This window comes from Amycolatopsis sp. PS_44_ISF1 (assembly GCF_032335455.1).
Lineage (GTDB): Bacteria > Actinomycetota > Actinomycetes > Mycobacteriales > Pseudonocardiaceae > Amycolatopsis.
Map to the genome: position 1 here is coordinate 3,353,038 of NZ_JANUXO010000001.1, position 20,876 is coordinate 3,373,913.

Annotated in this window: 18 protein-coding genes; 6 read left to right on the forward strand and 12 right to left on the reverse strand. The window is 70.5% G+C overall.

Features of this window, described 5'->3' with window-relative positions; genetic code table 11:
* Positions 1-577 precede the first annotated feature (577 nt).
* Both NYF13_RS14970 and NYF13_RS14975 read left to right on the forward strand, forming a co-directional pair.
* Positions 578-2,485 (forward strand): S8 family serine peptidase, encoded by a 1,908-nt coding sequence (locus tag NYF13_RS14970; RefSeq protein WP_315657069.1) that lies wholly within the window; start codon positions 578-580, stop codon positions 2,483-2,485.
* Between the two features lie 113 nt (positions 2,486-2,598).
* Positions 2,599-2,892 carry a DUF1905 domain-containing protein gene (locus tag NYF13_RS14975; RefSeq protein ID WP_315657071.1) on the forward strand — a complete coding sequence of 98 codons (294 nt, stop codon included), beginning with the start codon at positions 2,599-2,601 and terminating at the stop codon, positions 2,890-2,892.
* Between the two features lie 186 nt (positions 2,893-3,078).
* Here NYF13_RS14975 and NYF13_RS14980 read toward each other — a convergent pair whose 3' ends face one another.
* Positions 3,079-3,744, reverse strand: a complete 666-nt coding sequence (locus tag NYF13_RS14980) for a methyltransferase domain-containing protein (RefSeq protein WP_315657072.1) — start codon at positions 3,742-3,744, stop codon at positions 3,079-3,081.
* A gap of 35 nt (positions 3,745-3,779) precedes the next feature.
* Between NYF13_RS14980 and NYF13_RS14985 the strand changes: the two genes are divergently transcribed.
* Positions 3,780-4,517, forward strand: a complete 738-nt coding sequence (locus tag NYF13_RS14985) for an SDR family oxidoreductase (RefSeq protein WP_315657074.1) — start codon at positions 3,780-3,782, stop codon at positions 4,515-4,517.
* A gap of 1 nt (position 4,518) precedes the next feature.
* On the opposite strand, the gene NYF13_RS14990 is transcribed toward NYF13_RS14985, so the two are convergent.
* Positions 4,519-5,553, reverse strand: a complete 1,035-nt coding sequence (locus NYF13_RS14990; protein WP_315657076.1) for an SDR family oxidoreductase — start codon at positions 5,551-5,553, stop codon at positions 4,519-4,521.
* 70 nt (positions 5,554-5,623) lie between these two features.
* On the opposite strand from NYF13_RS14990, the gene NYF13_RS14995 reads away from it, so the two are divergent.
* Positions 5,624-6,502, forward strand: coding sequence for a LysR family transcriptional regulator (locus NYF13_RS14995; protein ID WP_315657077.1), 879 nt, complete (start codon positions 5,624-5,626; stop codon positions 6,500-6,502).
* A 377-nt stretch (positions 6,503-6,879) separates the two neighbouring features.
* On the opposite strand, the gene NYF13_RS15000 is transcribed toward NYF13_RS14995, so the two are convergent.
* A complete protein-coding gene (locus NYF13_RS15000) occupies positions 6,880-8,355 on the reverse strand; it encodes an ABC transporter substrate-binding protein (RefSeq protein WP_315657078.1) in 1,476 nt (491 codons plus the stop codon).
* Positions 8,356-8,456: 101 nt separating this feature from the next.
* Here NYF13_RS15000 and NYF13_RS15005 point away from each other — a divergent pair, with 101 nt between their 5' ends.
* Positions 8,457-9,791 (forward strand): hypothetical protein, encoded by a 1,335-nt coding sequence (locus NYF13_RS15005; protein WP_315657080.1) that lies wholly within the window; start codon positions 8,457-8,459, stop codon positions 9,789-9,791.
* Here the strand turns inward: NYF13_RS15005 and NYF13_RS15010 are convergent.
* Positions 9,781-10,677: an alpha/beta hydrolase gene (locus NYF13_RS15010; RefSeq protein WP_315657081.1), complete on the reverse strand. Its 897-nt coding sequence runs from the start codon at positions 10,675-10,677 to the stop codon at positions 9,781-9,783. The genes NYF13_RS15005 and NYF13_RS15010 overlap by 11 nt on opposite strands.
* 41 nt (positions 10,678-10,718) lie before the next feature.
* Here NYF13_RS15010 and NYF13_RS15015 point away from each other — a divergent pair, with 41 nt between their 5' ends.
* A complete protein-coding gene (locus NYF13_RS15015) occupies positions 10,719-11,180 on the forward strand; it encodes a MarR family transcriptional regulator (RefSeq protein WP_315657082.1) in 462 nt (153 codons plus the stop codon).
* A gap of 81 nt (positions 11,181-11,261) precedes the next feature.
* On the opposite strand, the gene NYF13_RS36715 is transcribed toward NYF13_RS15015, so the two are convergent.
* From NYF13_RS36715 to NYF13_RS15050, 8 genes are all read right to left on the reverse strand, one after another.
* Positions 11,262-11,639, reverse strand: coding sequence for a transposase (locus NYF13_RS36715; RefSeq protein WP_396287190.1), 378 nt, complete (start codon positions 11,637-11,639; stop codon positions 11,262-11,264).
* Positions 11,600-12,082 carry a transposase gene (locus tag NYF13_RS15020; RefSeq protein WP_315657083.1) on the reverse strand — a complete coding sequence of 161 codons (483 nt, stop codon included), beginning with the start codon at positions 12,080-12,082 and terminating at the stop codon, positions 11,600-11,602. Before NYF13_RS15020 ends, NYF13_RS36715 begins: the two co-directional genes overlap by 40 nt.
* A 119-nt stretch (positions 12,083-12,201) precedes the next feature.
* Positions 12,202-13,824, reverse strand: coding sequence for an alpha-amylase family glycosyl hydrolase (locus tag NYF13_RS15025; RefSeq protein WP_315657084.1), 1,623 nt, complete (start codon positions 13,822-13,824; stop codon positions 12,202-12,204).
* 34 nt (positions 13,825-13,858) lie between these two features.
* Positions 13,859-14,776: a carbohydrate ABC transporter permease gene (locus NYF13_RS15030; RefSeq protein ID WP_315657085.1), complete on the reverse strand. Its 918-nt coding sequence runs from the start codon at positions 14,774-14,776 to the stop codon at positions 13,859-13,861.
* A 9-nt stretch (positions 14,777-14,785) separates the two neighbouring features.
* The gene (locus tag NYF13_RS15035; RefSeq protein ID WP_315657087.1) at positions 14,786-15,754 is read right to left on the reverse strand and encodes a sugar ABC transporter permease; all 969 of its coding nucleotides are present in this window, start codon (positions 15,752-15,754) and stop codon (positions 14,786-14,788) included.
* The gene (locus NYF13_RS15040; RefSeq protein ID WP_315657089.1) at positions 15,732-17,123 is read right to left on the reverse strand and encodes an extracellular solute-binding protein; all 1,392 of its coding nucleotides are present in this window, start codon (positions 17,121-17,123) and stop codon (positions 15,732-15,734) included. The genes NYF13_RS15035 and NYF13_RS15040 overlap by 23 nt, the downstream gene beginning before the upstream one ends.
* Before the next feature lie 196 nt (positions 17,124-17,319).
* Positions 17,320-18,336 carry a LacI family DNA-binding transcriptional regulator gene (locus tag NYF13_RS15045; RefSeq protein ID WP_396287193.1) on the reverse strand — a complete coding sequence of 339 codons (1,017 nt, stop codon included), beginning with the start codon at positions 18,334-18,336 and terminating at the stop codon, positions 17,320-17,322.
* A 325-nt stretch (positions 18,337-18,661) separates the two neighbouring features.
* Positions 18,662-20,869 carry a discoidin domain-containing protein gene (locus tag NYF13_RS15050; RefSeq protein WP_315657091.1) on the reverse strand — a complete coding sequence of 736 codons (2,208 nt, stop codon included), beginning with the start codon at positions 20,867-20,869 and terminating at the stop codon, positions 18,662-18,664.
* Positions 20,870-20,876: the final 7 nt, after the last annotated feature.

Consider the following 20,876-nt stretch of genomic DNA (forward strand, 5'->3'; position numbering starts at 1 on the left):
AGGGTCTCGCGCACTGATGGCCAGTCATCAGGCACCTCCTGTTTCGAAATTCGACTCCGGTGGTTCCGGAGATCTTCGGACGCTAACCACGGTCACCGACAAAACCCGATCGGCAACGTGCCCCGGGCGCGGGACCGTCCGGATCGTGCGACAAGAAAGCGTTGCAGGATAACGAGAAAAACTCCGGGCTTCACCGAATCGGGTGGACCCGAATTCCTGCGCAAATATCTGGCGAAGCATCGATCTTCCAGTTGCCGCCCCGGAGCTTCAGCCCTCGGCGAAGGCGCGGTTCGGCTGGGACAGCGAACTGCCCCAGTGGTGTTCACCGACGCCGTGGCGAAGGCGGCGATCGCGTCGCTCCCGCCGCTGACCGGTGAGTAGTCGCACTGGCGTGACACCGTTCCGGAACTCGTTCCGCTCGGCTCAGCTGGGTCGTCCCAGCATGTGGAAGCGCCGATGATCCAAACTTTGGTCGGTGTTCACCGCCGGGCCCGCTCCTTAGATTCACCTGATCAAGGCCGGTGCTCGACCGGCTCCGCAATCGCGCGCCCGGCGCGTTCAGCCAGGGAGTACTCGGATGGTGAGATTCAGGCGGGTTGCCGCGCGCTCGGTGCCTCTCGCGGTGGGCGCGTTGCTGCTCACGGCCGGGGTGTCCTCCGCCCAGACTTCGGCGGCCGACGCGGCCACGGCACGTACCGAGGCCGGGATCAACGCGTTGCAGGGCATCAAGAAGACGTTGACGCCGGCCGAGCTCAAGCAATCGAGCCAGCTCGTGGTGGAGAAGCGCTTGCGGGCGGACCGGACGCTGGCCGCCGCCCTTCCCGGTTACCAGTCCGGTCTCGCGGTCGGCCCGTCCGGCACGGTTTCCGTGGACATCGACAGCACCGCCGGCCCGGCTGTTTCGCGCGCCGTCCAGGCGGCCGGCGGCACGGTCCGCTCTGCTACGCCGGGCGGTGCCGTGCGCGCCGACCTGCCGCTGTCCGCTGTGGACGCGATCGCCTCGCGCGGTGACGTCAGCACCGTTGCGCCTGCGGTGCAGGCGATGACGTGGAACGAGTCCGACCCGCAGCAGCAGCGTCGGCAGCTAGCCGCGAAGGCGGTCGCCGCCACTCAGGTGTCCGAAGGGGACAAGGCGCACGGTGCCGACACTGCGCGCACGAAGTACGGCGTGAACGGCACCGGCGTCAAGGTGTGCGTGCTCTCCGACGGCGTCGACTCGCTGTCGAAGTCGCAGACCGCGGGTGAGCTGCCCACCGTCGACGTGCTGTCCGGTCAGGCCGGCAGCGGCGACGAGGGCACCGCCATGCTGGAGATCGTGCACGATCTGGCGCCGGGCGCGACGCTCGGGTTCGCGACCGCTTTCGGCAGCGAAGCGGGCTTCGCCGCGAACATCCGCGCGCTGCGCACCCTCGGCAAGTGCACCGTGATCGTGGACGACGTCGCCTATTTCGACGAGTCACCGTTCCAGGACACGCAGGTCGCCCAGGCCGTCAACGACGTCACGGCCGCCGGCGCGCTGTACTTCTCCTCGGCCGGTAACTCCGGCAACCTGACCGACGGCTCCAGCGGCTACTACGAGGGCGACTTCCGCGCCTCGGACACCGCACTGCCGGGTGTGACCGGTACGCCGCACGACTTCGACCCCGGCAGCGCCACCCAGACCAGCGACGCGCTGTCCCCGAACTCGCTGGGTCGGCCGGTGACGCTGTTCTGGTCCGACCCGTGGGGCAAGTCCGCCAACGACTACGACCTCTACATCCTCAACTCCTCCGGCAGCGTGGTCGCCTCCAGCACGAACAAGCAGACCGGCACTCAGAACCCCTACGAGAGCGCGACCGTGCCCAGCACCGGCTCGGGTTACCGCGTCGCCGTGGTGAAGACCAGCGGCGCCGACCGGTTCATCGCGCTGAACGTGATCCGCGGCCGGTTCGTGGACTCGGGCTCGCTCAAGGCGTTCAGCACAGCGGGGGTGACCTCGGGCCATTCGGCGGCGGCCGCGGCGTTCAGCGTGGCGGCGGCTCCGGCGGCGACGGCGTTCGGCCGGGCGCTTGAGGCCGGTGACCCGGCGAACCCGACCGGCCCGTATCCCGGTCTGTTCAGCGCATCGAGCAAGTGGGAGCGCTTCAGTTCCGACGGTCAGCGTCACCTGTTCTACGCCGCCGATGGCACCGAGCTGACCCCCGGCAACGTCTCCTCGACCGGCGGCGCGACCCGGGCCAAGCCGGACATCACGGCGGCGGACGGTGTCGCCACGTCGGTGCCGAACTTCCAGCCGTTCTACGGCACGTCGGCCGCGGCCCCGCACGCCGCGGCGATCGCCGCCCTGCTGCTGTCCGGAAAGCCCACCGCGACCCCGGCCGAGATTCGCACGGCGCTGGTCTCGACCGCGATCGATCTGGGCGCGCCCGGCTACGACGCGGTGACCGGGAACGGCGTGATCATGGCCGGCCCCGCGCTGGCCGCGCTGGGGGTCGCCGCGAAGTAGTTTTTCGTTGTCCCGCAAGGCGGCCCGGTGAGCACAGCGCTCACCGGGCCGTTTTTGTCGGAGTGCCTCGATAGGGTCCTCGACAGACCCGGACAACGAAGGGAGGTGGCCCGGTGGAGTTCGAATTCGCGCTCGGCGGCGAGCTGTGGTTCTGGCGTGGTCCGGCGCCCTGGTACTTCGTCACCGTGCCGGAGGAGGAATGCCGGCTCCTGCGGGCGGAGTCGGGTTCGGTGAGCTACGGCTGGGGCATGATCCCGGTCCGGGCTCGGATCGGGTCCAGCACCTGGTCGACTTCGTTGTTCCCGAAGGACGGGCGTTACGTCGTGCCGGTGAAGGCCGCGGTGCGCCGGGCCGAAGGTCTGGAAGCGGGCGACGTCCCGAGCGTGCAGCTGGCGATTCGAGCGTGAGGGGGTGATTTCGATGATGCTGGTGGGGTTGATGGTGCTCGTGGTGCTGGGGTCGGCCGGCTGGAGCCGGGGAGTTTCGGTGGCCGGACCGAGCGGTGGCCCGGCTGCCGGGCGTGACGAAGTTCGGTCACCGGTCCGGCCCAGTGTCGGACCATGGTCGGGCGGCCTGGCTGCGCGCTGGTTCGGTCACCGGGGATCGGCCGATGGTCGGAGGTGGATTCCCCGGTGGCCGAGGCCTTGTCCCGGTTCGGCCATCAGGAGGTGGAAGGCCGAAAGTCTCTCGCCGATCCGTTGGTGCCCGCGCACCACGAGCCCGGCCGTGGCCAGGGCGCGTTCGAGGTCCGCCACCGGGCGTAGCCGGAGACCGTGGCCGGTGAGGGGTGCCTTGGCCATCGCGGCCGGGTTGCCGATGACGAATGGGCTGCCCGGGGCCGGTATCCGGGCAATCTCTTCGGAAGCCGGGGCCAGGTCCGGTACGAAGTACACCGTGTTGGCCGTGATCACGGTCGTCACGGCGGCGTCGGGCAGCGGCGACGCGGTCAGGCTGCCCTTGTGCAGGACGAGGCGTCCCGCGGTGCGGTTCGTGGGGAACGCCCGGCGGGCGCGGGCAAGCATCGTGGCCGCGCCGTGCACGGTGCCGCCGTTCGTGGCCTGGAGCAGCAGGCCGAGGCCGCCGCCGAAGCCGATGTCCAGCGCCGTTTCGCCCGGCGTACCGCCAGTGCCTCGACCGCCGTCGTCACGCGGCCGCGGTTGGTGCGGTTGAGCAGCCGGGCGACGGTATGGGCCGCGCAGCCCGATCGAGCGACCCGGCTGTCGGGCGATCCCGGCGAGCAGGGTGTCTCGTGGTCCCATCAGCGTAGTCTGCGAAATTTCGGGAGGAGAACGGTATGACCGGCAAAACGGCGGTGGTCACCGGGGCGGGCTCCGGGCTGGGCCGGCGGATCGCCCGTGCGCTGCTCGGCTCGGGTCACCGGGTGGCGCTGGCCGGGCGTCGCGCGGAGGCGCTGCGGGAGACTGCGAACGGGGACGCGAACGCGCTGGTCGTCCCGGTCGACGTCGCGGAACCCGGGGCGGTGGAGGGGCTGTTCGCGGCCGTGCGTGACCAGTGGGGCCGGCTCGATCTGCTGGTCAACAACGCCGGTGTGTCCGCCGGTGGCACGGTCGCGGACCTGTCGGTGGAGGACTGGCGCCGCACCGTCGACACGAATCTCACCGGTATGTTCCTGTGCGCGCAGCAGGCTGTGCGCCTGATGCGCGACCAGGATCCGCAGGGCGGCCGGATCATCAACAACGGTTCGATCTCCGCGCACGTCCCGCGTCCGGCCAGTGTCGCCTACACCGCGACCAAGCACGCGGTGACCGGACTGACCCGCTCGATCTCCCTCGACGGCCGGGCCTGGAACGTCGCGTGTGGACAGATCGACATCGGCAACGCGGCCACCGAGATGACCGGGCCCATGGCCTCCGGTGTCCCGCAGGCCGACGGGCACCTGGCCGCGGAACCGACGTTCGACGCCGGCCACGTGGCCGACGCGGTGCTGTACATGGCGGCGCTGCCCCTGGATGCCAATGTCCAGTTCCTCACCATCACGGCCACTACGATGCCGTTCATCGGGCGGGGGTGAGTCAGGGGATCACGCGCCGGCGGCGGAACTCGTCGAAGAGGCGGTAGAACATCTGCTCGGTCTCCACGTAGGAGTGGAACCCGGCGCGCCGGGACTTCGAGGAGTCGGCGAACACGTCGTAGTCCCAGGAAAACACGAAGTCACCGAAACCCCAGGCGGACACTTCGGCGTAGGCGGGCGTGAGGCCGTGCTCGGCCGCCAATTCAGTCCACAGTGGAGCTTTGTCGGCCATCACGACCGCCAGTGACATGGGCAGCGGTGGTGCCACTTCCAGCTCGAAGTAGGCGGCGATCTTGGGCCACAGCTCGCTCCAGCGGAACAGATCGCCGTTGGCGATGTTGTAGGCCTGGTCGGCGGTCGAGGTCGCGGCCCAGACCGTTGCCTCGGCCAGCAGGCGGGCGTCGGTCATCTCCAGCAGGCTGGTGTACGCGCCCGGGCGGCCGGGAAAGCGCAGGGGCAGGCCGAGCTTCTTCGAAATCGACGCGTACACCGCGATCACCAGGGCCAGGTTCATCGGGTTGCCCAGTGTCGTGCCGCCGACCACGGACGGGCGGATCGCCGACCACGACCAGGGCCGGCCGGCGCGGCGGCGTTCGAGGAAGGTTTGCTGGTCGACGTTGAACTCGGGCGGCATGTGGCCCGCGTCGGTCTCGCGCGCGGGCGTCTTGAACGGGCCGAGGTGGGCGCCGTAAACCTTGTAACCCTGCATCAGGCTCACGTGCCGCAGCCCGGGTGCGGCCGGTTCGAGGCCGTTCACCAGGTTCTCGAGCATCGCCAGGTTGGGTGGTACGAGCTCGGCCCAGGTCGGGCGGTCCTGGTAGGCGGCGTAGAAGAGGTGGGTCACGTCGCCGGCGTCCGCCAGCTTCGCGCGGGTGTCGGCGGCGTCGAGCAAGTCGACGGCGATGGTGCCGGGGCCGCCCCGGCGCGACAGGCCGACGACGTCCCAGTCATCAAGGCCGCCCAGGTGCTCGATCAGGTTCCGGCCGATGATCCCGTTCGCCCCGGCGACCAGGGCGACGTTCCGCGTTGTGCTCATGGCTCGATCCTGGAGCCGATTCGGGCATGAGTCCAAGGCTTAGTTTTCACGGTTGCGATAAGATTCGTGCATGGCCAGCTTGCGGCAGCTCGAGTACCTCGTCACGGTCGTCGACACGGGTTCGTTCACCCGGGCGGCCGAACAGCTACACGTGACGCAACCGGCCCTTTCACACCAGGTGCGGGCGTTGGAGCAGACCGTCGGCGGCCCGCTGCTGGAGCGGCTGCCACGCGCGGTGCGGCTGACGCCGATGGGCCGGGCGATGCTGCCCCACGCGCGGGCTGCACTGGCCGACGCCGAGCGTGCCCGGTGCGCGGCCCGGCAGGCCGGGGGTTTGATGGCCGGTGAGCTGCTGGTCGCGACCGTTTACTCGGTGAGCCTCGGCGTGCTGCCGCCGGCGCTTCGGGTCTGGCGCCGTGAACGGCCGGAAGTGGATGTGCGCCTGTTCGAGTACCGCCACGCCGCGGAACTGCGCGAGGCGATGGCGGCGGGGGAAGCCGATGTGGCGATCGGCCCGGTTCCCGGGGACTGGGACGGGCCGGTGCGTGACCTCGGTACGGAGGAGTTCGTGGTGGTTCTCCCCATCGACGGGGCGTCCGAGCCGAGCGCGGACGGAACTGTCGACCTGGCCTCGCTGGCCGATTGCGCGTGGGTGCACTATGCGCCCGGGCACGGTCTCGCCGAGCTGGTCGACCGGGCCTGTGCCGAAGCGGGTTTCCGGCCGCGGCCCGCGGTGCGCACGGAGCAGACCGCGGCGGCGCCGATCCTGGCGGCGGCGGGCCTCGGACCGGCGCTGGTGCCCGCGGACGTCCTGCCGTCGCGGTTCGAGGGGCGGGTGCTGCGGCCGTCCACCCCGGTCCGCCGCCGCCTGGTGGCTTACACCCGGCCGGGGCCGGATCCGCTGACCTCGGGGTTCGTCGAGGTGCTGGCGGAGCACGCGACCGTTTGACGGCTCAGGTCGCGAGTGTGGACGCGGTGACGCCGGAGAAACAGGCGGGCTGAGGCGCCGGGGTGCCCGGCGGTGGTTGCTGGGACGCGCGGCCGAGTCGGTGCCCGTGATCGGTGACGGCTCGGGCGGTGAGGCCGCCCAGGCTGATACCGGGAACGATGGCAGTTCAGTTCGCGAGCCCGGCCGAGTTGATGCCGGTAAGTGGTGACGGTTCAGGTGGCGGGCTGCCGAGTGCGGGTGAGCGGTGGCGGTTCGGTTCGCGAGCCCGGCCGAGTCGATACCGGTGAGCGATGACGGTTCAGGCGGACAGGCCGAGTACCAGTGAGCGATGACGGTTCAGGCGGCGATCTGCCCGAGTGCCGGTGAGTGGTGACGGTTCACATCGCGAGCCCGGCCAGGTCGAGGCCCGCGAACGGTGTCGCGGTGACCTCGTGCACCCGTGGCGACCAGACGGCATGGCCGTGGCCGGTCCACAGTGGCACCACCGGCAGGTCGCGCAGTAGCTGGTTCTCGGCGACGCGGTAGAGCTGCCCGGCCTCCTCGGGGGTGGCGGCGGACTCGGCCGCCGCGAGGTCCTGCGTGAATCCCGGGTCCTGGTAACCCGATGCCGCGGCCAGACCGGTCAGCAGCTCCGCCGGACTCGGGGTGGCCGCCTTCAGTTCCATTGTGGACGGACTTTCCAGCGGTCCGTCCGAGGGCTTGGGCCGAGCGGTCACGGGCACGCCGAGCGTCTTGCTCAGACCTGCGGTCAGCGAATTCGTCCAGGCGCCGGTCCCGGTGTCGAAGTAGACCGTGGCCGGGCCGGTGAAGCCGGCCTGGGTGAGCAGCCCTTTCGCGGCGGGCGCGTCGAACGAGCAAGGCCGGCAGGTGCCGGTGCGCCGGCCGGGGGCGTCGGCGGGCGGCAGCAGAGCCACGGCCGGGTCGACCTGGTGGGCGAGCGGGCCGTCCTCCAGCTCCTGCCGGTTGGCAGCCAGCGCGAAGGCGTGCCGCAGGGTGGCGTCGGCGAATCGGGGCGCGCGTACCGGGAACACGAGGTAACCGGCTTCGGGCAGAGGCCAGGTGGTGTGCCGGTCGGCGAAGTCGGTGTGCATCGCCTCGTGCCGCTCGCCCGGCACCGAGGTCACGAGGTCGAGTGAACCGGCGCGGACCTCGTCGTACTGCTCGACCGGGTCGCCGACCCGCAGGTCGATCTCATGGGCCCGGCCCGGCTCCGGGGTCACGCGCGCGAGCCGGCCGCCGGTACCGGGCGCCCAGCCGTCGGCCAGGCGGTACGGACCGTTGCCGACCGGGTGGCGGGCGAAACCGTTCCAGTCGCGGGAGGCCAGCACGGACGCGGGCAGCGGCACCAGTCCCGGCGCCGAGAGCAGTGCGGGTACCTGGCCGGACGGCCGGTCGAGGTCGATCCGGATCGTCGCCGGGTCCGGGGCGGAGATCTCCTTGGCGCGCAGGGATTCGGTCAGCACCGGGGTGGCGGCCCAGTTCTCCGCCGCCACCGCCTTCCAGGTGTCCACATAAGACTCCGCGGTGACCGGGGTGCCGTCGTGGAACCGGCCACCGCTGCGCAGCCGCACGGTCCAGTGCACGCGGTCCGCGCTGGTGATCGACTCGGCCGCGCGCGGGGTGAGCCGGCCGGAAGCCGGGTCGAAGTCGGCCAGCGGCGTCCAGAGGGCCCCGGTGATAAGGCGCCCGGACTGATCGTCGACGTCGGCGGGCAGCAGCGTGCCCGGCTCCGGCAGGCCGACCGCCAGCGCACCGGACCGGGCCGGTGCGGCGGCGGTGCAGGCGGCGAGGGCGGTGCAGGCGGTGAGCGCCACGGCCGCGGCGGCGAGCAGGACGAGCGGACGCGAACGCATGGTGCCTTACTACCAGTCCTTCGGGACTAAAGACGGTTGTGTCCGGTTGATTACCGTCTTACGGTTCAATCGTCCGGCTGGGCGTTCTGGGAGGTATGCGCGTGCGTCGCTGGTGGCTCCGCCCGGTGGTGGCTCTGACGACGGTGGTCGCGACGCTGGTCGCCACCGGCCTGCCCGCCGGGGCCTGCGGTGAGGACGACAAGCCGGCGGCGCCGGTCAGGCACACCGCCGGTGATCCGGGAGCGGTGAAGGGGGTTCGCGCGGTCGGGAACGTGCCCGACGCGCAAGGGGCCATCTCGGCGAACTTCCTGCAGTACGGCCGACGCGACGTGATGGTGGTGTCCGGCGAGTTCGGTCTCAAGGTCTACGACCTGACCGGGAACCCGGCCGCGCCGAAGGCGATCGGGCAGGTCAGCCTGCCGGACCTGTGGGAGACCGAGGACACCGAGGTGGACGCCCGGCGCAAGCTGGTCTTCCTCTCCCGCGACCCGCGCGCCTTCGACGGGAACACGCACAACGGCGAGTCCGGGATCTACGTCGTCGACGTTTCGCGGCCGGAGTCACCGAAGATCCTGAGCTACGTCCGCGTGCCGGCCGGGCACACCACCAGCTGCGTCGACGACTGCCGCTACCTGTGGACCGGCGGGCCCGCCAAGGCCGACGACCAGCCCGCCGACTGGGGCGGCCGCCCGGTGTGGGTCACCGACGTCCGCGACCCGCGCCATCCGAAGGTCCACCCGGACCCGATCGAGCTGGCCCGCAACGACGGCAAGACCGACTACGTGCACGACGTGCAGGTGGACGCCGCCGGTGTCGCCTGGGTTTCCGGGCGCGGCGGCGTGCGCGGCTACTGGACCTCCGGCCTGCACCGCGACCCGGTGCAGGGCCGCTTCCGCCGCGCCACGGCCGACGCCCCGGTGCCCTACGCCGGCGGTGGGGTGGCCGAGACCGCCGCGCCCTCGCGGTTCATGCACAACAGCTTCCACCCGGTCGGCCCCGGCGCGGACGGAGCCTGGCGCGGCCACGACCTGCTGTACGCCACGGAGGAGAACTTCGTGGACGGCTGCGCGGGCGACGGCGTCCTGACCATCTCGTCGCTGGTCGGCTCCTACCACGGCGAGGGCTGGCGCTCGACCCCGTCGGCGCCGTTCCGGCTGCAGAGCATCGGCACCTGGAGCGTCGAAGGCCAGGAAGGCAGCGACCCCGCCTCCGACGACTGCTCCGCCCACTACTTCGACCTGCGCGGGCACGTGCTGGTGCAGTCGTTCTACGCGCAGGGCACCCGGTTCCTGGACGTCAGCGATCCGACCGCCCCGCGCCAGATCGCCTACTTCCGCCCGGCCGACGCCAGCTCGTGGGCCCCGTACTGGCACGACGGATACGTGTACGTGGCGGACCACACGCGTGGCGTGGACATCCTGAAGCTCACCGCTTGAGCCGCTGGCCGAGGAAGAGCGCCGCGCGGTCGAGCGCTTCGTCGGCTTCGTCGAGCACACCGGCGAACGACTGGAACACGTGCGGCACGCCGGCGACGACGTCCAGGATCACGTCCACCTCGGCGTCCCGGGCGCGGGCGGCCAGGCGAGTGGAGTCGTCCAGGAGGATCTCGTCGGTGCCCACCTGCAGCAGCATCGGCGGAAATCCGGTCAGGTCGGCGACGAGAACGGGGCTGAGCAGCTCCTGGAGCGGGTCTTGGCCCCCGAAGTACATCTCGCCGGTCGGCTTCAGGCCCTCGCGCGTGAGGATCGGGTCGATCCCGTCCTTGGTCTCGAAGCTCTCGCCGCTCCGGGTGGCGTCGAGCCCGGGGGAGAAGGCCACGATCGCCGCGGGCAGCGGCAATCCCGCCGCGCGAGCCGCGAGGCAGGTCGTGACCGACAGCCCGCCGCCGGCGGAATCCCCGGCGAACGCGATGGCCGAAGGGTCCTCGCCGCTTTCGAGCAGGGCCCGGTAGGCGGCCACGCAGTCCTCGATCCCGGCCGGGAACGGGTGCTCGGGAGCGAGCCGGTAGTCCAGCGAAAACGCCCGGAAGCCGGTCCGGGCCACCAGGTTCCCGGTCAGCGACATCGCGGTCTCGGGCGAGCCGACGACGAAGGAGCCGCCGTGGAAGTACAGGATCGTCCCGGCCCGCGGCGGCGCGGCCGGCTCGACCAGCACGGCCCGGCGGTCACCCAGGGTCGCCTCCGTGGTCCGGATCCCCTCCGGCACGAGCATCGAGGCCATCAGCTCCGCGAACCCCGCGCGGAACTCCTCGACCGACTCCTGGTTCATGGTGTTCGGCCGGCGCAGCATCTCGGCGATCTTCGCGCGCTGCTCTTTGCTCATCGGTGTTCCTTCCGCAAGTAGATGCCAGTACAGTATATGCCGTGGCATCTACTTTCCACCCTCAGTCCTGGTTCGCCGACCTGGTCCGCTGCGAGACGCGGCTGTACAACGCGCTCAACGACCGGCTGCGCGAGCGGCACGGAATCGTCACGTCGCAGTACGAGTTCCTGCACTACCTGCGGGAGCACCCCGGGGCGCGGGTGGCCGACCTCGCGGCCGAGTTCGCCATCGGGATCGGCTCGACCAGCAAGGGGATCGACCGCCTGGAGCGGTGCGGCTGGGTCGCCCGGCAGCCGAACCCGGCCGACCGCCGTTCGTCGCTGCTGGTCTTGACCGGCGAGGGCGTGAACCTGGTCGACGCGGCTGAGCAGACCTTCGCCGGACGGCTGACCGAACTGCTCGAAGGTGTGCTGGACCCGGCGCAGGTGGAGGCCGGGGCGCAGATCTTCTCGTTGCTACGCGGGGCGTTGGAGCGTGACCAGGTCGGCACGCCCACGGGCTAAGGCGTGTCTGACAATGCTTTGGTCCAGGTGATCACGGCCGTGAAGGACGACTGCTGATCGGTAGATGGTGGCCGACTTGTCCTAGCGAGTGGCCAGTCCCCGCCACTGCTTGAGTAGGTTGAAGCGGCGTTCGACGACGTTGCGGCCGCGGTAGTCGACCGGATCGAAGGCGGGCGGTCGTCCGCCGCGGGAACCGTGGCGTGTGCGGTGCCCGACCTGATCAGCTGGCTCGGGGATCACCGCGACGATCCCGCGGTCACGCAGATACCCGCGGATCGCCCGCGGGGAGCAGGCCTTGTCACCACGGACACGCTCAGGCCGGGTCCGGGCTCGGCCACGCCCGCCCCGACGGATCGCCAGGTGCCGCATCAAGTGCGGAAACATCGGGGAGTCCCCTGCCTGGCCGGGACCGGCCGACGTCACCAGCGGCCGGGCGTTCCCGTCGACGAGGTGGTGCACTGTGGTGCTCCAGCCGCCGCGGGAGCGGCCGATCGCGTGGTCAGGCGGCTCGGCGCGTAGATCCGTGTAGTTCGACCCAGCCCCCGGTGGGGCGGGTGATGGTGGTGGCGTGCTGATGCGCCCGCGCGATCCACCAAGCCGGCCGCGTCGGCTTCGGCGAGCAGGCGCTGCAGCACGGTGTCCCAGGTTCCGTCGCCGGCCATACGGCGGTGCCAGGTCCAGATCGTCTGCCACGGAACGAACACCGCAGGCACATCCTGCCACGTCAGCCCGCACCGATAGCGGTAGATGATTCCTTCGACCATCGCCCGGGCGGGGGAGAACGGACGGCCACGCTTACCGGCGCGAGCTGGCAGCAGGTCCTCGATCAACACCCACTGAGCATGCGAGAGCAACCGGAATCTCGACACGCCTGGCAGCATCACAGCCGTCAGACGAATCATTTGTCAGACACGGGCTAGGAGCTGCCCGGAGTTGCCGTCCTGGGTCCATAACCGCAGCCGCACATGCGCGGTCCTCCACGGGCTGGCCCCGCCCCGGAACACCGGAGCGGGGCCGAGGCTCAGGAACGCAGCCAAACCGCCGTGTCCGTCGGCAGCCGTCCCCCGGTCAAGGGGCCGCTGGCGAGCAGGATTCCCGTGTGCTCGGGCAGGGGCACCGGAGCCGCCGAGAAGTTCAGCAGGAACACGAAACCCGGCGCCCGTGAGAAGGCCAGCACCTCCGGTCCCGCGTCGAGCCACGTCACCGCTGGCTCGCCGAGGGCCGGCCGCAGGGCGAGGCCGCGGCGGTAGAGCGACAGCATCGAGTCCGGGTCGCCGGCCTCGGCTTCCGCTGTGTACGAAGCCCACTCCGCCGGCTGGGGAAGCCACGACTCACCCGTGCCGAAGCCGAACGGGGCGGCCTCGCCGGACCACGGGATCGGCACCCGGCAGCCGTCCCGGCCCGGGTCGGCGCCCTGGGTCCGGGCCCAGACCGGGTCCTGGCGCAGGCCGGGCGGAAGGTCTTCGACCTCCCACAGGCCCAGCTCCTCACCCTGGTAGACGTACAGCCCGCCGGGCAGTGAAAGCGTGAGCAACGCGGCCGCGCGGGCTCGGCGGGTGCCGAGCCCGCGGTCGACCGGTGTCCCGTGTAGACGGTCGGCGAAGGCGAAACCCGTGTCGCCCGCGCGTCCGTACCGCGTGACGTGCCGGGTGACGTCGTGGTTCGACAGCACCCACGCCGCCGGGGCGCCCACCTCCTCGTGCGCGCGCAGGGTGCGCGAGACGACGTCACGCAAGCGGCCGGGGTCCCACGGGCAGGTCAGGAAGTCGAAGTTGAACGCCGAATGCAGCTCGTCGCGGCGCAGGTACCGGGCCGCGCGCGACATCTCGGGCAGCCACATCTCGCCGACCAGGATCTTCTCGCCCGGGTAGCTGTCGGAGATCTTGCGCCAGGAGCGGTAGATCTCGTGCAGCCCCTCCTGGTCGGAGAACGGCGTCTCGTCGCCGTCCTCGACGTCGGGCAGCGCCGGGTCCTTGACCAGGCCGTCGGCGACGTCGATGCGGAACCCGTCCACCCCGCGGTCGAACCAGAACCGCAGCACGTCCTCGAACTCCGCGCGGATGTCCTGGTTGTCCCAGTTGAAGTCCGGCTGACGCGAGCTGTACAGGTGCAGGTACCACTCGCCGGGGGTGCCGTCGGCCTCGGTCACGCGGGTCCAGGCGGGCCCGCCGAAGCGCGACTTCCAGTTGTTCGGCGGCTGCGCTCCGTCCGGGCCGCGGCCGGGACGGAACCAGAACCGCTGCCGTTCCATCGATCCCGGTCCCGCGGCCAGCGCTTCCTGGAACCACCGGTGCTCGTCCGAGCAGTGGTTCGGCACGATGTCGATGATCACCCGGATGCCCCGTTCGTGGGCTTCGGTGAGCAGTTGCCCGGCCTCGTCCAGCGTGCCGAACAGCGGCTCGATGTCGCGGAAGTCGGCGACGTCGTAGCCGCCGTCGTCCATCGGCGACGGGTACCAGGGGGTGAACCAGATCGCGTCCACGCCGAGCTCGGCGAGGTAGTCCAATCTGGACCGCACCCCGGCCAGGTCGCCCACCCCGTCGCCGTTGCCGTCCGCGAAGCTGCGGATGTAGACCTGGTAGATCGCCGCGCTGCGCCACCAGGCCGAGTCCTCGGTGGTGGCCAGTTGCCCCGAAGCGGTCACTGCGTTACCCCTCCCTTGTCGTGGTCAGAGACCTTCAGCCCTTGATCGAACCGGCGGTCAGCCCGGCGAAGATCTGCCGCTGGAACACGAGGAACAGCGCGATCATCGGTACGCTCGCCAGCACCATGCCCGCGACGAGCAGGTTCAGCGGCAGGTCGGTGGCCACGCGCTGGAGCATCACGCTCAGCGTCTGCTTGCCGGTGTCCGGGAACACCAGCAGCGGCCAGATGAAGTCCTTCCACGCGGCGACGATGGTCAGGATCGACACCACCGCGAGGATCGGCCGGGAGATCGGCAGGATGATCCGCCACAGCGTGCGGATCGGACCGGCCCCGTCGAGGCGCGCGGCCTCGACCAGCTCGTCCGGGATCTGGTCGAAGAACCGTTTGAGCAGGTAGATGTTGAACGCGTTGGCCGCCGCAGGCAGCCAGATCGCGGCGGGGGAGTCGATCAGGTTGAGGTGCAGCAGCGGCAGGTCGGTCACGGTCACGTAGGTCGGCACCAGCAGGGCCGCGGCCGGCAGCATCAGCGTGACCAGCATCAGCCCGAGCACGAGGTTGCCGAACTTCGGCCGCAGCTTCGACAGCGCGAACGCCGCCGGCACGTCCACCGCGAGCTGCACCAGCCAGGCGCCGCCGGCCACGATCACGGTGTTCAGGAAGTACTTCCCGAGGTTCAACTGGGCCCAGGCCGCGGCGAACGACTCCGGGTGCCAGTCGTGCGGCACCAGCGTCGCGGGAGTGGCCGCCAGCTCCGCCGGGGTTTTCATCGCGCCGGTCACCGCCCAGTACAGCGGGAACAGGAACGCGATGGTGAACGCCACGAAAGTGCCGACGAACACGATCGCGTACAGCGCCCGGCCACCGCGCGTGCGCAGCTGCGACGGCGAGACCAGCGTGCGCCCGGACGGCTCGTCGGCGCGTTTCTTCTTCTGGGGCAGGGCTGTCGTCATCAGAACCTCCTAAGCGTCCACGCGCCGGGTCAGCCGCACGTACATCGCCGAGAAAACGCCGAGGGCCACGAACAGCAGCAGGCTCATCGCGCTGGCCGAGCCGAAGTCGTTGTAGACGAACGCGTACCGGTACAGCAGCAGGAGCACGGTCACGGTCGAATCGTCCGGGCCGCCGCCGGTCATCACGTACGGTTCGGTGAACACCTGCATGGTCGCGACGACCTGGAGCAGCAGGAGCACCAGCAGCACGAACCGCGTCTGCGGGAAGGTGACGTGCCGCAGCCGCCGCCACAGGCCCGCGCCGTCGAGCTCCGCGGCTTCGTACAGCTCACCGGGGATGGTCTGCAACGCGGCCAGGTAGATCAGCGTGGTGCTGCCCATGTTCGCCCAGGTGGACACGAACACCAGCGAAAGCATGGCCGTGGTGCTGGAGTCGAGCCACTGCGCGCCGGGCAGGCCGACCGCGGTCAGCGCCGAGTTGAACAGGCCGGGACCCGGGTCGTAGAACCACTTCCACATCAGCGCGGTGACCACCGGCGGCAGCATCACCGGCAGGTACACGGCCAGGCGGAAGTACGCCCGCGCGTGCCGGATCTCGTTCAGCAGCACCGCGGTCAGGAACGGCACGGCGAAGCCGAACACCAGCGCGAAGCCGGTGAACAGCAGCGTGTTGCGCCAGGCCACGCCGAACAGCGGGTCTTCGAACAACCGGGTGAAGTTGCCGAAGCCGACCCAGGTCGGCGGGTTCACGAAGTCCACCTGCTGGAAGCTCAGCAGCACCCCGCGCACGATGGGGTACCAGGAGAACATCGCGAACACCAGGACGGCGGCGCACAGCAGTCCGTACGCGGTGGTGTTCTCCCTGATCCGCCGCCGCAGCCGCGCCCGGCGCCGTTCGGCCGCCGTGGCGGCGGCCCGACCGGGCCGCGGGGTGACCGCGGGCCGGTCGAGCACGTCAGCGGACCTGGGCGAGGGCACTGTCGACCTTGGACGTCGCGGCGGAGAGCAACTGGTTCACGTCGGCGTTGCGGTCGGTCAGCACCGCCTGCATCACGCTGTCGAGGGCCGCGTAGATCTGCTGCGCGTTCGGCGGCTCGATGCTGCCCTTGATGCGGTTCGCGGTGTCGACGTAGGCCTGGTAGTTCTGCGCCGGCACGTTCGCGTACTTCTTCTTCACGGCCAGCTGCTGGTCTCGCACCGCGCCCTGCCAGACGTCCGGGGTCGGCTCGGTGGGCAGCCCCACGGGCTGCCGGCCGTCGGCGTACTGCTTGACGTGCCGGTCGAACCGGTCCGGGTTGAGGTACTTCCACTGGACCCACTCGAGCCCGGCCTTGATCTTCGCGGCCGACGCCTTCGGGTTGACCATGTAGCCCTCACCGCCGAGCAGGGTGCCCTGCCCGCCGGGCAGGCCGGCGATCCCGTAGTCCTCGTACTGGCCGTTGAACTGCTTGACCAGTACCGGCACGTTGTCCGGGGCGGCCATGTACATGCCGAGCTGGCCGGCGCCCATCATCCGCTGCACGTCCACGTCCTGCAGCAGTTGCTTGCTGCCCATGGAGTCGTCGTCCCAGCGCATCTCGTGCAGGTAGTTCAGCGCGGCGCGGGCCTTGGCGTTGTCGAAGTCGGCGACCCACTTGTCCCCGTCCTTGCGGGCGATGTCCCCGCCCATCGAGTACATCCAGCCGGTCAGGTGCCAGCCGCCCTGGTTGTTCTTGCTGTAGTCGGCGTAGCCCACGATGCCGTTGCCCAGGGCCGAGATCTTCTTCGCGTCGGCGCGGACCTCGTCCCACGTCGTCGGCGGACGGTCCGGATCGAGTCCGGCCCGCCGGAAGAGCTGCCGGTTATAGACCAGCCCCATGGTGTAGTTCGCGGTCGGCAGACCGTAGAGCTTGCCGCTCGCGTCCCGGAAGTTGTCCAGCAGTTGCGGCTGGATGTCGTTGATGTGCGGGACGTTCTTGGCCGCTTGCGTGAGGTCGGCGGCCTGATGCCGGGCGATGATCTGCGCCGGGTCGGTGAAGTAGACGTAGTAGACGTCCTCGAGCTGACCGCCGGCCAGCTTGGCCGAGAACGTCTTGGGGTCCATGAACCCCTCGTGGGGGACGATGTCGATGTTCGGGTGGGAGGCTTCGAACTCGGCCACGTCGGCGTCGAACACCTTGCGCTCGAACGGCTGGGTCTGCGGTGGCTGGCCGGTCACGGTGATCTGGACCTTCCCGCCCGCGGCGCCGTCGTCCGTCCCGCTGCCGCAGGCGGCCAGGCTCAGGGCCAGGCCGCCCGCGGTGAACAGGGCGAGCACGGTGCTGGGAGTGCGGCGGGATCTGGGCGCTCGGGACCAGGGACTGCTCATCTCAAGCCTCTTCTCGCGGGTCGCGACGACGGTGCCGTGATGGCGGTCACTCTAAAGTGTCAGACCAGAATCTCGCAATAAGACGACGAGAAGTTGCAAGTTACGAACAGGAGGCGATTTCGTCCGGCTCGTGGACGCAGCTCAAGGCCCCCTCGTCGACGCGGTCGATGAGGGGGCCTGGCTGGCACGAGATCGGCTACGCCGGGTGCGCGGTGTACCGGGCGGTCGATCCCCGGACCACCAGCTCGGGTGCGAACAGCAGCTCCTCGGCCGCCACCTCGCCCCCGTTGATGCGCTTGACCAGCATTTCCACCACCGCGCGGCCCATCGCCTCGATCGGCTGGCGGGTGGTGGTGAGCGGGGGGTCGGTGCAGTTCATCAGCGCCGAGTCGTCGTACCCGACCACCGAGACGTCGTCCGGTACCAACAAGCCCTGCCGCCGGGCGGCGCGGATGGCGCCGAGCGCGAGCAGGTCGCTGGCGCACAGCACCGCGGTGGCCCCGCGCGGGTAGAGGCGCGCGGCCGCCGCGTGCCCGCCTTCGATGGAGAACATCCCGTGCTGCACCAGCTCGTCGAGCACGGGCAGGCCGAGCTTCCCGGCGTAGGCGCGGAACGCTTCGAGCTTGCGCTGCGAAGGCACGTGGTCGGTCGGCCCGAGGACCAGGCCGATCTTCTCGTGCCCGAGCGAGCTGAGGTGCCCGACGACCTGTTCGACGGCCACCGCGTCGTCGCAGGAGACCTGCGGCAGCCCGAGGTGGTCGACCGCGGCGTTGATCAGCACCGTGGGCAGCCGGCGCTCGACCAGGTGGTGGTAGTGCGTGTGCACGGCGTCGGCCTGGGCGAACAACCCGCCGGCGAACACCACCCCGGACACCTGCTGCTGGAGCAGCAACTCCACGTACTCCGCTTCGGACACCCCGCCGGCGGTGCGCGTGCACAGAACCGGCGTGAACCCCTGCTGGGCCAGCGCGTTGCCCATGATCTCGGCGAGCGCGGGGAAGATCGGGTTCTGCAGCTCGGGCAGCACCAGCCCGACCAGGCGGGCCCGCTCCCCGCGTAGCTGGGTGGGCCGCTCGTAGCCCATCACGTCCAGCGCGGTGAGAACGGCGGCCCGGGTGCTCGCGGAAACCCCGGACCGGCCGTTGAGCACCCGGCTGACCGTGGCTTCGCTGACCCCCACTTGGTGGGCCACTTCGGCAAGTCGACGCGTCATAGCTGCAATTTTACTGCAATCGAGCGCAAGAGTGCGACGGACCCGAAATCGATCAAGGCGCCCGACGGTGGCGCGACGCTCGATCCGAGCGGTTATCTTCGCCCAATCGAGTTACGAACATACATTCGATTTCGCGATAGGGTCGTGGTGCGCCGCTCGGCCGGGCGCACCGGTGGTTCCGAAGAGCGGAGGTGTTCCGATGGTCGGCTGGCTTCGCGTCCTGTGGTGGATGAGCATGGATTTCGCCGTGGCTGTGCGGGAAATGCCCCGACCGCCGGCCGGCCTCCCTGCCCGCGCCACGGCTGGGGCAGGGAGGCTTCCGTGCTCAGGCGGCCGCCACCTCCAGTTCGGAGACCTGCCCGGCCGGCCAGCCGGTGTTGCCGGTGACGGTCAGCCGCACGAATCGCTGGGTCGTCGCCCCGAAGCCGGCCGACGCCGTGTTGCCCGAAGCCGGGTCGAAGGTCCAGCCCCGCGAGGGCACCAGGGTCGTCCACGAGCCGCCGTCCGTGCTCGCGGAGACGGTGAGCGTTTCGGTGCGGGTGGCCCAGTCGCTCGACGGAGGGAGCTTCAGGGTCACCTTGTCGATCGCCGCGGCCGGGCCGAGGTCCACGGTCAAGGTCTGGGGGAACGCATTGTTGGCGCTCTCCCAGTACGTGCCCGCGTTGCCGTCCACCGCGTTCGACGGCGAGTAGCCGCCGACCGAGCCCGAAGCGCTGATCGCCTTGCCGCGCGCGATGTTCGCGCCCGGCTGCGGGGGCTGGGGCGGGCCGGAGTTCGGCGCGGGCCAGGAGGAGCAGTCGGCCCAGGTGCCGGTCCAGCCGGTGTTGCCCGAGCCGCTGAAGGTCATCGGCGGAATCGAGGACGGGTACGGGCAGTTGTAGGTGCCGGTCACGCCGACCCCGGATGCGGTCAGGTTGCTGATCGAAACGCTGCCCTGCGTCTGCGACTGCGCCACGAACGTGCCCGCGCCGCGCACCGTCACGCCGGTGATGGTGATGCCGCTGACCACCTTGCCGGCGCCGTTGCCGTCGATGAACTGGATCGCCTCGTACGGGCTGTCGATCGCGGTGAAGCCGTTCACCTTGATCGTCACGCCGGTGATCGCCTGGTCCCGCGCGTCGAACCACAGCGCCCCGACGCCGAACTGCCAGTTCGGGTCGAGGGCCCCGGCCCGCAGCGCGGTGTTGTCCGACAGCGTGACGGTGCCCGAAAGCGGGACCGAGCTGAACCGGTTGGCCACCAGGTAGCCACCGCCGAGGGCGTTGGTGTCCTGCACCAGGTTGCCGCTCACGGTGTTGCCCGAGCCGCCGTACAGGGCGATGCCGTTGGCCAGGTTCGGCTGCACCACGGTGTTGTTGGTCAGCGCGTTGCCGGAGTCGGCCTGCCCGTTGGACCACAGCGCGAGGCCGTCGTCGCCGTTGTTGCGCAGGTAGTTGCCACGCACCGAGGAATTGGTCACGGCGCCGTCGAAGTTGATCCCGTCGGCCTGGGTATCGAGGATGCGGTTGTTCTCGATGGTCAGGTTCGAGGACGCGCCGTTCATCAGCCACAGCCCGCACTTGGTGTCCTGGATCCACAGCCCGGACACCGTCGAGCCGGCCCCGAGCACGCCGTGGAAGGCGTTGTCCGGGCTGCTGTCGTTGCGCTCGGACACCGAGCCGAACACGGCGAAGTCGTACAGCTTGATGTTGCCCGACGCGCTGCCGTTGTTGAAGATGTTGTTGCCGTGCAGCACGGTGTGCCACGCCCCGGCGCCGCGGACGGTGGTCTGGTCGATCTGCAGGGCCGAGCCGATCTCGAACCGGCCGGCCGGCACCCACAGCTCCTTGCCCTGCGACCGGGCGGCGGAGAGGCCGTTGCGGAACGCCTGGGTGTCGTCGGAGGAGTCACCGGCCGTGGCGCCGTAGTCGGTCACCGAAAGCGCGTTCGCGGGTTTGGCCCCCGGTCCGGCGACCTGTTCGAAATCGGCCAGGTCGATGGTGGCCTGGCCGACATCGCCGGCGTCCAGCTGCACCTTGACCTTCGTCCCGGCGGCGGCGTTCTGGCCGAACAGCAGCCGCGCGTCGTCGAAGAAGTGGTGCGTCTTCGCACCCGGGATACCGGGCGTGTCGGTGTAGGAGTACTGCGAGGTGACGGAAAGCCCGCTGCCGAGCTTCGAGCCGCCGACGTACACCGAGATCCGGCCGGAACTGCCGTCGGGCAGGTTGTAGTGCACGTTGACGGAGTTGGCCGCGGCGGGCAGGGTGAACTCGACGTACTGGCCCTGGCCCAGTTTCACGGCCTGGCGCCCGGAGGCCTCCGAAGCCAGGCTGGCCTGGGTGTAGTCGGGGCCGACCGGGGAACCGGTGGTCGCCGAGCATTCGGCTTCGACGGTGCGGAACGCGGTCGTGGCTCCGCCGGAGGCGGTGGCCGGGCAGGTCGCCGCGGCGGCCGGGCTCGCCGAGCCGGCCGCGAGCACGGCCAGTCCGGACGAGGCCAGCGCCGCGGCGAGCAGCGCCGCCCGGCCGCGGGGCCGGGATGAGGTGGGGGACATCGTGGGG